This is a genomic window from Streptomyces sp. NPDC059785 (assembly GCF_042732375.1).
Classification (GTDB): domain Bacteria; phylum Actinomycetota; class Actinomycetes; order Streptomycetales; family Streptomycetaceae; genus Streptomyces.
The window spans coordinates 1-11,406 of the sequence record NZ_JBHWHV010000016.1; the positions used below are offsets into that span (position 1 = coordinate 1).

General features: G+C 73.1%; 12 protein-coding genes. 7 read left to right on the top strand and 5 right to left on the bottom strand.

Features of this window, described 5'->3' with window-relative positions; genetic code table 11:
• Positions 1–126: 126 nt before the first annotated feature.
• Both ACFV6E_RS14805 and ACFV6E_RS14810 read right to left on the bottom strand, forming a co-directional pair.
• Positions 127–570, bottom strand: coding sequence for an ATP-binding protein (locus tag ACFV6E_RS14805; protein ID WP_385175564.1), 444 nt, complete (start codon positions 568–570; stop codon positions 127–129).
• 356 nt (positions 571–926) lie between these two features.
• Positions 927–1,919 (bottom strand): heavy metal transporter, encoded by a 993-nt coding sequence (locus ACFV6E_RS14810; protein WP_385175567.1) that lies wholly within the window; start codon positions 1,917–1,919, stop codon positions 927–929.
• A 127-nt stretch (positions 1,920–2,046) separates the two neighbouring features.
• Here ACFV6E_RS14810 and dapE point away from each other — a divergent pair, with 127 nt between their 5' ends.
• Together dapE and ACFV6E_RS14820 are read left to right on the top strand one after the other, a co-directional pair.
• Positions 2,047–3,126, top strand: coding sequence for a succinyl-diaminopimelate desuccinylase (gene dapE, locus ACFV6E_RS14815; protein ID WP_385461842.1), 1,080 nt, complete (start codon positions 2,047–2,049; stop codon positions 3,124–3,126).
• Between the two features lie 140 nt (positions 3,127–3,266).
• A complete protein-coding gene (locus ACFV6E_RS14820) occupies positions 3,267–4,025 on the top strand; it encodes a TIGR00730 family Rossman fold protein (protein ID WP_385175573.1) in 759 nt (252 codons plus the stop codon).
• Positions 4,026–4,083: 58 nt separating this feature from the next.
• On the opposite strand, the gene folP is transcribed toward ACFV6E_RS14820, so the two are convergent.
• Positions 4,084–4,944, bottom strand: coding sequence for a dihydropteroate synthase (gene folP / locus ACFV6E_RS14825; protein ID WP_385461845.1), 861 nt, complete (start codon positions 4,942–4,944; stop codon positions 4,084–4,086).
• 148 nt (positions 4,945–5,092) lie between these two features.
• On the opposite strand from folP, the gene ACFV6E_RS14830 reads away from it, so the two are divergent.
• Together ACFV6E_RS14830 and ACFV6E_RS14835 are read left to right on the top strand one after the other, a co-directional pair.
• Positions 5,093–5,443: a DivIVA domain-containing protein gene (locus ACFV6E_RS14830; RefSeq protein ID WP_385175579.1), complete on the top strand. Its 351-nt coding sequence runs from the start codon at positions 5,093–5,095 to the stop codon at positions 5,441–5,443.
• The gene (locus tag ACFV6E_RS14835; RefSeq protein WP_385461848.1) at positions 5,440–6,018 is read left to right on the top strand and encodes a DNA-3-methyladenine glycosylase I; all 579 of its coding nucleotides are present in this window, start codon (positions 5,440–5,442) and stop codon (positions 6,016–6,018) included. The genes ACFV6E_RS14830 and ACFV6E_RS14835 overlap by 4 nt, the downstream gene beginning before the upstream one ends.
• A 66-nt stretch (positions 6,019–6,084) precedes the next feature.
• On the opposite strand, the gene ACFV6E_RS14840 is transcribed toward ACFV6E_RS14835, so the two are convergent.
• Positions 6,085–6,891, bottom strand: coding sequence for an enoyl-CoA hydratase/isomerase family protein (locus tag ACFV6E_RS14840; protein ID WP_385461851.1), 807 nt, complete (start codon positions 6,889–6,891; stop codon positions 6,085–6,087).
• A 360-nt stretch (positions 6,892–7,251) separates the two neighbouring features.
• Here ACFV6E_RS14840 and ACFV6E_RS14845 point away from each other — a divergent pair, with 360 nt between their 5' ends.
• Entirely contained in the window at positions 7,252–7,419 is a 168-nt protein-coding gene (locus ACFV6E_RS14845) for a DUF3117 domain-containing protein (RefSeq protein ID WP_003966491.1), read from the top strand.
• 225 nt (positions 7,420–7,644) lie between these two features.
• Here the strand turns inward: ACFV6E_RS14845 and ACFV6E_RS14850 are convergent, their stop codons facing one another.
• On the bottom strand, positions 7,645–8,343 hold the full coding sequence (locus tag ACFV6E_RS14850) for an O-methyltransferase (RefSeq protein WP_385175596.1): 699 nt from the start codon (positions 8,341–8,343) through the stop codon (positions 7,645–7,647).
• Between the two features lie 215 nt (positions 8,344–8,558).
• Here ACFV6E_RS14850 and sigE point away from each other — a divergent pair, with 215 nt between their 5' ends.
• Together sigE and ACFV6E_RS14860 are read left to right on the top strand one after the other, a co-directional pair.
• On the top strand, positions 8,559–9,263 hold the full coding sequence (sigE, locus tag ACFV6E_RS14855) for an RNA polymerase sigma factor SigE (RefSeq protein WP_385175587.1): 705 nt from the start codon (positions 8,559–8,561) through the stop codon (positions 9,261–9,263).
• Entirely contained in the window at positions 9,260–10,240 is a 981-nt protein-coding gene (locus ACFV6E_RS14860) for an anti-sigma factor family protein (protein WP_385175590.1), read from the top strand. Before sigE ends, ACFV6E_RS14860 begins: the two co-directional genes overlap by 4 nt.
• Positions 10,241–11,406 lie beyond the last annotated feature (1,166 nt).

Here is an 11,406-nt window from a genome sequence, read left to right on the forward strand (position 1 = left end):
GGGGTGGCGGGTGGCGCGGGGGGGGGGGGGGGGGGGGGGGGGCGTCTAGCGCCCCCCCCCGGCGTGGGGGGGGGGGGGGGGGGTCCGTGGGGCCCCCCGGACCCCCGTCGCCGTACGGGCCGGATGTCAGCCGAGCGGCAGGCTCTGCACGGGCAGCGAGTCGGTGGGGGCGCCGCCCTTGGTGAGGGAGTCCGTCGGCAGCCCGTTGCCCGTCGCGTCCGCGGCGTCGCCGAGCAGGCCGCCCGCCTCGCCGGCCGCGTCCCCGGCGGCCTTCTGGGCGGCCGGCGTCGCGGTCTTGGCGACCTTGCCGCCGGTCTTGCCCGCGGCGGGCACCGCCTTCTTGACCGCCTTGCTGCCGGCTTCGCCCGCCAGCCCGGTGGCGTTCGTGGCCGCACCGTCGACGGTTTCGCCGACCTGGGCGCCGTCCACAGCGGTCAGCCCGCTGAGGTTCGGGGTGGCCGGGAGCTCGGGGGCCGCGCTGGCGGAGCCGGCCGCACCGACCACGGGCGCCGCTCCTGCCGCGATGAGCAGCGCGGCGCGGGCGATCCGACGGGTCAGGGGGAGGGACATGGTGCTCCTTTGACGGAGAGAACGGAAAGGTGTCCGACCGCACCCGGTCAAGTGGCCGACCGGCTGCCGATGACTGGCCGTCGATCGACCGGCTGTTGATCGTTCCGGGCTCGGACGCAGTGACTACCGCTCGAAGTCCGCGAAGGTTGCGGTGGGCCAACGTAAAGAGTTGGCAATGCGTCGCATAATCGGCTGCGGATGAAGCCGGGTAAAACGGACCCGGTCCGACAGTCTGCCGAATCCCCGCCGCCCTGTGTTCCCAAGGGATCCGGCCGATGCGGGCCCGGCCGTGCCACAACGGCCGAGAACCCTGGACGCGACACGAGCGGAGTAACCCCAACGGGTGAGTCTCCGTACTACTGACCGGTGACTATCCGGACCACCGCGGTTGACCCGGTGGACTGCTGAGCGCTCGAACCCGCGTCCGTGTGCCACGCGCTGACCCAGCGCCCGGCCGACCATGAGCGGCCCGCGTAGGACACGCGCGTGATGTGCAGCGTGGACGAGTTGGCCACGGCCCAGTGCGCCAGCTCCCAGCCGTGCTGCCGCCGACTGCTCTCACTGCCCGTCCCGTCCGGCACCGGCACGGTCACCGTCCGCGCGCCGGCGACGCCGGTGGTCGAGGGCGACGGTGAGGGCGACGGCGACCGGGAGGCGTGCTGCGAGCCGGCGCTCACCTCGGCACCGGCCACCTGGAACACCTCGCGCCCGAAGTCCCGGGCGAGCGCGGCCCGTACGGCGTCGGGTCCGCCGGTGGGTGTCGTCGTACCGGGCAGCCCCTCGCAGGTCAGCGTGGCCGCCGCATGGCCGGTGAGGGCCGCGGCCAGCAGGGTGGCGTCCGGCTCGTGCTTCGCGTACGCCTGTGGATAGCCGCTGCGCTGGACGCGCTGCGCCGCGACCGTGAGCGGCAGCTGCGCATAGCCCTGGACCTTCTCCAGGTGGTCGTAGAACTTCGCCGCCGCGTACGTCGGGTCCAGGATCTGCTTCTCGCTGCCCCAGCCCTGCGAGGGGCGCTGCTGGAACAGGCCCAGTGAATCCCGGTCGCCGTGCGGGATGTTGCGCAGGCCGGACTCCTGGAGGGCGGTGGCCAGGGCGATGGTCACGGCGCGCTCGGGCATGCCGCGGGTGGAGCCGACCGCCGAGATGGTGGCCGCGTTCACCGCCTGCTCCGGGGTGAACTGGTAGGACACGTCGTCCCCGTGGCCGGAGACGACCTTGCAGCGGGGCGCGCGGCCCCCGGTCAGATACTGCGCGGTGAGGTAGCCCGCGAGGGCGAGGAGCACGGCGACAGCCGCTCCGAAACGCAGGAGGCGGCCGCGCCGGAACGGAGTGGGGGACGGTTCTGGCACGCGAACAAGGTACTGGAGGGCGCTGTCGTTCGTATGTGAGCTGTGGACAAGTGCGGGAGAAGATGTGACTGTCGCACCGTCGGGCCGCCGACCTGCTCCGCTCCCCGCGCGGGTTAGGGTCGACGCCATGGCCGACACCCCGCTTGACCTCACGCTGGACGCCGCCGAGCTCACCGCGCGGCTCGTCGACTTCCCCTCCGAGAGCGGCAGCGAGAAGCCGCTCGCGGACGCGATCGAGGCGGCGCTGCGCGCCCTGCCGCACCTGACGGTCGACCGCCACGGCAACAACGTGGTGGCCCGCACGAACCTGGGCCGCGCCGAACGCGTCATCCTCGCGGGCCACATCGACACGGTGCCGATCGCGGGCAACGTCCCCTCCCGGCTCGACGAGGACGGCGTCCTGTGGGGCTGCGGCACCTGCGACATGAAGTCCGGCGTGGCGGTGCAACTGCGCATCGCCGCCACGGTCCCCGCCCCCAACCGCGACCTGACCTTCGTCTTCTACGACAACGAAGAGGTCGCCGCACACCTCAACGGCCTCGGGCATGTGGCCGAGGCCCACCCCGACTGGCTGCGCGGCGACTTCGCGATCCTCCTGGAGCCGACCGACGGCCAGGTCGAGGGCGGCTGCCAGGGCACACTGAGGATGTTCCTCAGGTTCAAGGGGGAGCGGGCGCACTCCGCGCGCGCGTGGATGGGCTCCAACGCCATCCACGCCGCCGCCCCCGTCCTGACCAGGCTCGCCGCCTACCAGCCGCGCACCCCGGTCGTGGACGGCCTTCAGTTCCACGAGGGCCTCAACGCCGTACGCGTCGAGGGCGGCGTGGCCACCAACGTCATCCCCGACGCCTGCACCGTCGTCGTCAACTTCCGCTACGCGCCCGACCGCAGCGAGGAGGAGGCCGAGGCGTTCGTGCGCGAGTACTTCGCGGACTGCGGCGTGGACGAGTTCGTCGTGGACGACCACACCGGGGGTGCCCGGCCGGGTCTGACCCACCCCGCGGCGGCGGCCTTCATGGCGGCCGTCGGCGGCGAGGCCCGCCCCAAGTTCGGCTGGACCGACGTCGCCCGCTTCAGCTCGCTCGGCGTCCCCGCGGTCAACTACGGCCCCGGCGCCCAGCTCCTGGCCCACAAGGCGGACGAGCGGGTGCGGGCGTCCCTGATCCCCGAGGCCGAGGAGCGCCTGCGCGCCTGGCTGACCTCCTGATCCGCCGCGCCCCTGAGCTGCCCGGCCCTTGCCCTCCGGCCGCCGCTGCCGCGGTTCACGGAGGACATGCCTACGTCCCCCCGCCGTAACCCCCGTGGATCTACGCTGGGGTGGAACGGAAGCAAGCGGAGGGAGCGGACATGGCTACCGGTGACCCGGAGGGCAAGAAGCAGCCGCCCGAGGAACAGCAGGAGGGCCCCGTGCTGCGCAGGCGGGGACAGGTCCAGGCGAGCACGACGGACCAGCGGCTGCTGGACGCGGGCGGACCCTCCGACTGGGTGCACACCGACCCCTGGCGCGTGCTGCGGATCCAGTCGGAGTTCATCGAGGGCTTCGGCACACTGGCCGAACTCCCGCCCGCGATCAGCGTCTTCGGCTCGGCCCGCACCCCGGCCGACTCCCCGGAGTACGCGGCGGGCGTGCGGCTCGGCCACGGTCTCGTCGACGCCGGCTTCGCAGTGATCACCGGCGGCGGCCCCGGCGCCATGGAGGCCGCCAACAAGGGCGCCTGCGAGGCCAAGGGCATCTCCGTCGGCCTCGGCATCGAGCTCCCCTTCGAACAGGGGCTCAACCCGTACGTCGACATCGGGCTGAACTTCCGCTACTTCTTCGTCCGGAAGATGATGTTCGTCAAGTACGCCCAGGGCTTCGTGGTGCTGCCCGGCGGCCTCGGCACCCTGGACGAGCTCTTCGAGGCGCTCACGCTCGTGCAGACCCAGAAGGTCACGCGTTTCCCGATCGTCCTCTTCGGCACCGAGTACTGGACCGGGCTCGTCGACTGGCTCAGGGACACCGTGGTCGCCCAGGGCAAGGCCGCCGAGAAGGACCTCTTCCTGTTCCACGTCACGGACGACGTGGACGAGGCAGTGGCGCTGGTCTCCAAGGAAGCGGGGCGGTAGCCCGGAGGCAGCGGCGTACGGCAGCGGCTCACGGAAGGACGGCGGGGGTGCGGAAGGTCTACGCGAGCCCCCGCCGGGCCACCGCCGGCGGCCGGTGACCCGCGATCGACGCCACCATGTCCAGGACCTGCCGGGTCTCCGCGACCTCGTGCACGCGGTAGACCCGCGCCCCGAGCCACGCCGAGACGGCGGTCGTGGCCAGCGTGCCCACCAGGCGCTCCTTGACCGGCTTGTCCAGCGTCTCGCCGACGAAGTCCTTGTTGGAGAGCGAGACGAGGACGGGCCACCCGGTGTCCACCAGCTCGCCGAGGCGCCGCGTCGTCTCCAGGCTGTGGCGGGTGTTCTTGCCGAAGTCGTGCGCGGGATCGATGATCACCGACTCCCGCGGCACCCCCAGGGACACCGCCCGCTCGGCCAGCCCGAGGGTCACCCGCAGGATGTCGGCCACCACGTCGTCGTACGCGATCCGGTGCGGGCGGGTGCGCGGCTCGGCGCCGCCGGCGTGCGTGCACACCAGGCCCGCCCCGTGCCGGGCGGCGACCTCGGCGAGCAGCGGGTCGGTCCCGGCCCACGTGTCGTTGAGCAGGTCGGCGCCCGCCTCGCAGACCGCCTCGCCGACCTCGTGCCGCCAGGTGTCGACGCTGATGATCACGTCGGGGAAGCGCCGCCGCACCTCGGCGACGAAGCCGACCGTGCGCCGCGCCTCCTCCTCGGGGGTGACCTCCTCGCCCGGTCCCGCCTTGACCCCGCCGATGTCGACGATGTCGGCGCCCTCGGCGACCGCCTGCTCGACCCGGGCGAGCGCCGGTTCGTCGCGGAAGGTCGCACCCTGGTCGTAGAAGGAGTCCGGGGTCCGGTTCACGATCGCCATGATCACCGGCTCGTGGGTGCCGAATTCACGCCTGCCCAGCCTGAGCATCCCCTGTGACCTCTCCTAGTACCCGCCGCTGCTTAGCCGCCTGCGACCCTAACTGTCAGACTCGCATGGCACGATCGGTGCCTGACACTTTCGACACCTTCCACGCCGGCGCGGTCCGTGCCGGCACCGACGCGTGGGGACCTCAGCGATGTTCATGTTCTTGTTCCTGGTCGCCGCGCTCGCCGTCGTGGTCGCCGCGGTGACACTGGCCGTGGTGAGCGGCGGCGAGAGCGGCGGCCCGCTGCCCGAGGCCGCGGTGGAGCGCCTGGAGGACCCCCTCCCGTACGACCGGCCGGTCAACCGCGGCGACGTGGACACGCTGCGCTTCCCCGTGGCCGTGCGCGGGTACCGGATGGCGGACGTCGACGACGCCCTCGGCCGCCTCGGCGCCGAGATCGCCGAGCGGGACGCCCGGATCGCGGACCTTGAGGCCGCCCTCGCGGGCGCCCGCGCGTCCGCGCCCGCGCTGCGCGAGCGGGCCGAGGAGGACCACCAGTGAGCGCCGCCCTCGCCGGCCCCGACGGGCTGCTGCGCTGCCCCTGGGCCCTGTCCGCCGAGGACTACACGGCGTACCACGACGAGGAGTGGGGTCGCCCGGTCCACGGGGACGACGCGCTGTACGAGCGGCTGTGCCTGGAGGCGTTCCAGTCGGGCCTGTCCTGGATCACCATCCTGAGACGCAGGACCGGCTTCCGCGAGGCCTTCGCCGGCTTCGAGATCGCCAAGGTGGCGGCGTTCACGGACGCCGACGCGGAGCGCCTCCTCGCCGACCCGGGCATCATCCGCAACCGCGCGAAGATCGCCGCCACGCTCGCCAACGCGCGCGTGCTCGCCGACTGGGCGCCGGGCGAACTGGACGGGCTGATCTGGTCCTTCGCCCCGGACCCGGAGTCCCGCACCGCCCCGCGGACACTGACCGACGTGCCCGCCGTCACCGACGAGTCGACCGCCCTGTCCAAGGCCCTGAAGAAGCGCGGCATCCGTTTCGTCGGCCCGACCACGGCGTACGCGCTGATGCAGGCGTGCGGACTGGTGGACGACCACCTCGCGGACTGCACGGCCCGCCGCGGCTGAACCTGGGACGGGCCCAGGACGGTCCTGACCCCGTACGGACTCGGGACGGGCCCAGGGGGGAGCCGTCTAGCTCCCCAGGTACTTCGGCTTCTCCTTGTTGATGAACGCCTGCACCGCGATGGTGTGGTCCTGCGAGGCGCCCGCCCGGGTCTGGAGTTCGTCCTCCTTCTCCAGCGCCTCCTCCAGGGAGTGGGAGAGGGCGTAGCCGAGGGACTCCTTGAGCGCGGCGTACGCCAGGGTCGGGCCCTCGGCGAGGCCGCGCGCCACCTTCACCGCCTCGGCCGCCAGCTCCGCGGCCGGCACGATCCGGTTGGCTACCCCCAGGTCGTACGCCTCCTGGGCGCCGATGCTGCGCGGGAAGAGCAGCAGGTCGGCGGCGCGGCCCGGGCCGACGACCCGCGGCAGCGTCCAGGAGATGCCCGAGTCGGCGGTCAGCGCGACCCCGGCGAACGAGGTGTTGAAGGAGGCGGTGTCCGCGACGATGCGGTAGTCGGCGGCGAGCGCGAAGCCGAAGCCGGCCCCGGCCGCGACGCCGTTCACCGCCGCCACCACCGGCTTCGCGGCGCCCGCCAGCGCCCGCACGATGGGGTTGTAGTGCTCCCGCACCGTGCTCATCACGCCCTCGTCGGAGCCCGACTCGCGCGCCTCGAGCAGCCCGCCGACGTGCTCCTTGAGGTCCTGGCCCACGCAGAACGCGCGGTCGCCCGCCGCGGTCAGCAGGACGGCCCGCACCGCGTCGTCCGCCGCGGCCGCCTGCGCCGCGTCCCGCAGGGCCGCCTTGGTCTCGTTGTTCAGCGCGTTCATCGCCTGCGGGCGGTTCAGCGTGATCGTCGCGAGTCCGTCGCTCACCTCGTAGAGCACGGTGTCGGCCATGGTGGGTCTCCTCCGGTGTCGCGGCTGGCGGCGTACCCGCCGGTACGTCTCTTCCGAGGACAGCATGGCGGAGAGAACCGGCGGTGGGGTGGCGCGGACATGTGACCTGCGTCAAAGAATTCCGCGCTGCGGAAGTCCATGCGGCGGCGCAGTATCGCAGCCACAACGCCGAATTGGGTGGTTTTGCTCGCGCGCGTTGCGCAAGCGATGCCGACTGATGTTGGTCATCGGGTCCTGAGATGCGGGATAATGGCCTGGAAGCAATGTGTTCGATGCCGGTGACGTGCGTCCTATGAGGGGACGTGCGTGCCCTCCCAGGGCCGTCGGCGACGATGAGCGGTTTCAGGAAGGGGAACGAGCATGGCGGCCATGAAGCCGCGGACGGGCGATGGCCCGCTCGAGGTGACCAAGGAGGGGCGGGGCATCGTCATGCGCGTTCCGCTCGAAGGCGGCGGTCGGCTCGTCGTCGAGCTGACCCCTGACGAGGCCGACGCGCTCGGCGACGCCCTCAAGAAGGTCGTCGGCTGACGCGGAACGCGACCCACTCTTTCTTCAGTCGCCCCGGCATCGTACGCGGTGCCGGGGCGCTGTCGTGCCCGGGGTACGGGGGCTGCCCGGCACGCCTCCTCGGGCGGGCGCGGCGGAAGTCTCGGGCGCCTCGGGGAACACCTCGGGCGCCTTGGGGAACGCTTCGGGTGCCGCGGGAGGTGCTGCGGGCGCCGCGGGGAGCCCTGCGGGCGCGTGGGGAACGCGTCAGCGCTTGACCGCGCACAGCAGGCCGTCGCCCACCGGCAGCAGCGAGGGCACCAGCTCCTGGCTCTCGCGCACCGCGCGCAGCAGCTCCCGCAGCCGCCCGACCTCGGCGGGCTGGGGACCCGAGTCCACCGTGCGGCCGTCCGCGAAGACGCCCTCGAACACCACGAGTCCGCCGGGGCGCAGCAGGCGCAACGATTCAGCGAGATAGTCCAGGCACTCCAGGCGGTCGCCGTCGCAGAAGACGAGGTCATAGCCGCTGTCGGCGAGGCGGGGCAGGACGTCCAGGGCGCGGCCCGGGATGAACCGGGCCCGGTTGCTGGCGAAGCCGGCGGCGCGGAACGCCTGACGGGCGAACTGCTGGCGCTCCGGCTCGGGGTCCACGGTGGTCAGCACCCCGTCGGGCCGCATGCCGTGCAGCAGGTGGATGCCGGAGACCCCGGTCCCGGTCCCGATCTCCGCCACCGCCTTCGCGTCCACGGTGGCGGCGAGCAGGCGCAGCGCGGCGCCGGCGCCGGGCGACACCGAGCGCAGCCCTGCCTCCCGGGCCCGGTCCCGGGCCCAGCGCAGCGCCTCGTCCTCGGCGACAAAGGCGTCGGCGAACGCCCAGCTCGTCTGCCGGTTGCCGGTAATGACCCTCTCCTGTCCCCGTAGTTGCCTGGCCGTGACTGTATCCGTTGCCGCCGGGAACCCGCAGATGGGACCAGGCGTTTAGACGGGTGGGGGAACGAGCTGGGGGGACGCTGATGGATCAGGACGCCGAGCAAGTGCTGACGCAGCCGCGGAAGCGCGTATCAAATTCTCGTAAAACCGCTTATCCGGAGCTAACGGGCGAGGTGGCTATGGTAGGGGCTCCGCTGGACACCACCAGAGCCGACAGGGGAGGTGCGGCTGTTCCTGTGGATCGTGGAGGGGTGCTCCGGCGCTTCCTCAGGTCGGCAGGTGAGCCGAAATCCGTGACTGACACCGCTGACCGTTTCCGCACCGCCGACTCCGCGCAGACCGCGACTTTCGCCACCGACGCGGTCTCCCAGGCGTGGACTCCGCCCACCTGGGAGGAGATCGTCAGCACGCACAGCGGCCGGGTGTACCGGCTCGCCTACCGCCTGACCGGCAATCAGCACGACGCCGAGGACCTCACCCAGGAAGTCTTCGTGCGCGTCTTCCGTTCGCTGTCGACGTACACGCCCGGCACTTTCGAGGGCTGGCTGCACCGCATCACCACCAACCTCTTCCTGGACATGGTGCGCCGCAAGCAGCGCATCCGCTTCGACGCCCTCGGCGACGACGCGGCCGAGCGCCTGCCCAGCCGCGAGCCCTCCCCGCAGCAGGTCTTCAACGACGCGCACTTCGACGCGGACGTCCAGCAGGCGCTGGACACCCTCGCGCCCGAATTCCGCGCCGCCGTCGTCCTCTGCGACATCGAGGGCCTGTCGTACGAGGAGATCGCCGCCACCCTCGGGGTCAAGCTCGGCACGGTCCGCAGCCGGATCCACCGCGGCCGGTCCCAGCTCCGCAAGGCCCTCGCACACCGGTCCCCCGAGGCCCGTGCGGGGCGCCGCGGTTTCGCGGCGGTCACCGGAGTTCCCGCGCTGGGAGGAGGGGGCGCGACCGCGTGAGTGGATCACGTCCTACCCCGGCAGAGCAGCATCTTGGGGACCGACTCTCCGCCCTGGTCGACGGAGAGCTCGGTCATGAGTCGCGCGAACGCGTCCTGGCCCACCTCGCCACCTGTGCGAAGTGCAAGGCCGAGGCGGACGCCCAGCGCCGGCTGAAGAACGTGTTCGCGGAGGTGGCGCCGCCCCCTCCTTCGGCGAGTTTCCTGGCCCGTCTCCAGGAGCTCCCCGGGGGAGGCGATTCCGAAGGCGGTGGCTCGCCGCTGGGCGGGGGCGGCTTCGGCGGAAGGCCCCCCGGACCGGACCGGACGGCCTCCGGGTTCTCCGGGATCTTCGGCGTGACGGGTGAGCCCTTCCGCTACGCACCGGCCGCCGGGCCGCACGCGGATGTGCTGCCGCCCTCCCCGGGACGCGGTTTCCGCATCCACGACGTCAGCCGTCACGAGGCCGACCGGTCCGCCTCGCGCGGGCTGCGGTTCGCCTTCGCCGCCGCGGGCGCGGTCTCCCTGGCGGCCGTCGCGCTGGGCGGTGTGACCACCGGCATGCCGGGCGACACCACCGAGGCACGGGGTGGCGCGGGCGCCGGAAGCAATGTGACGCCGACGCGTACGCAGGGCACCGGTGCGGCGACCCCAGAGACGCAGCGCCGCAGGTCCGTCGGGCCGCTGCTGGCCCAGGGCCAGCGGTCGCCGGGCGACAGCCCCGTGGCGCCGACCTCCGTGTCAGCGCCCCTGCTGCCCGGAGTCCCCGCTCCGGCGGCGCCGCCGGGGGAGGAGGGGCTGATGCATCCGCTGACCACTCCCATCGTGGCCGGAGCGGCCGCGTTGTCCCCGCTCATACGTCCGGTGACCACGGTCCAGCCGGCCGGACTGATGTCCTGGTCGACGGCGCCCGAGGTTGTCACCCCGGGTCTGCTGTCCGCACCGCCGCGCACCACGTCCCCCGCTCCCTCCCCGTCCTCCTCCCTCCCGCCCGGATAGGTCCGGTCGGCGCCGCCCCCGCCGCGGCGTTCTGCGCGTCCGCCTTCGAACCTGGTTGAATCCAGGGTGGGCCGCGTCCCAGGGAGGGTTCCGGGCGCGGAGTCGACAATCTGCGGTGACCGCGGGCGCCGTCGTGCCGCGGGCCAGGTGTGGGGAGAGCATGAACGAGGGGAAGCCCACGAGGGCAAAGTGGTGGGGCCGGTCCCGGGCGCACGACCCGGGGACCGAGACGGCCACGGAACACTCGGCGGAGCCGACTCCTGCGGAGGGCGTCCCGCCCGGATCGAGTGCTGCGTCACCCTCGCCCTCGCCCTCGCCCTCGCCGACGGCGACGGCGGGGGGCGGGGACCGCGAAGACCGCGGGGGGCGCGGCGAAGGCGCTGGGCCCGGTGACGGTGCTGGGCGCGGTGACCGTGAGCTTGGCGGGCACGGGCATGACGGTGACTTCGAGTTGGAGCGCCCTGCCTCGGCGGCCACGGTTGCCGAGGCCAGCGAGGCATCCGTACCGGCTCCGGGGCCGCAGTCGGCTCAGGCGCCGACTTCGGCTCGGGCCCCGGCTTCGACCTCGGCTCCGATTCCGGCTTCTGCTGCAACCGCGGCTTCGGCTTCGACCTCGGCGTCGGCTCCGGCTCCGATTCCGGCTCCGGCTTCGACCGCAGCGTCGGCTTCGGCCGCGGCCCCGGCTTCGACCTCGGCTCCGGCGTCGGCTTCGGCCGCGGCTCCGGCTTCGGCCTCGGCTCCGATTCCGGCTTCTGCTGCGACCGCGGCTTCGGCTTCGACCTCGGCGTCGGCTCCGGCTCCGATCCCGGCCCCGGCTTCGACCGCAGCTCCGGCGTCGGCTGCGGCCCCTGACAGTTCCCGTGAGGGCGACGACGGCGATTACGAGCTGAGCCGTCCTCAGCCGACGTCCGCGCGCGCGGAGTCGGGCGGCGGGCCCGGTGCTGACACCGAAGGCGACTTCGAACTCCGCCGACCGACGGAGACCGCCACCCCGCTCGCGGGGATCGCAACCCCTCTCACGGAGGCCGCGACACCGCAGGACGCGGTACCGACGGAGCCCGCGGCACCGGCCGACCCCGCCGTACCGACGCAGACTGCCGCACCGGCCGAACCCGCCACCCCGACGGAGCGTGCAGTACGGGCCGACCCCGCCGTACGGGCCGAGC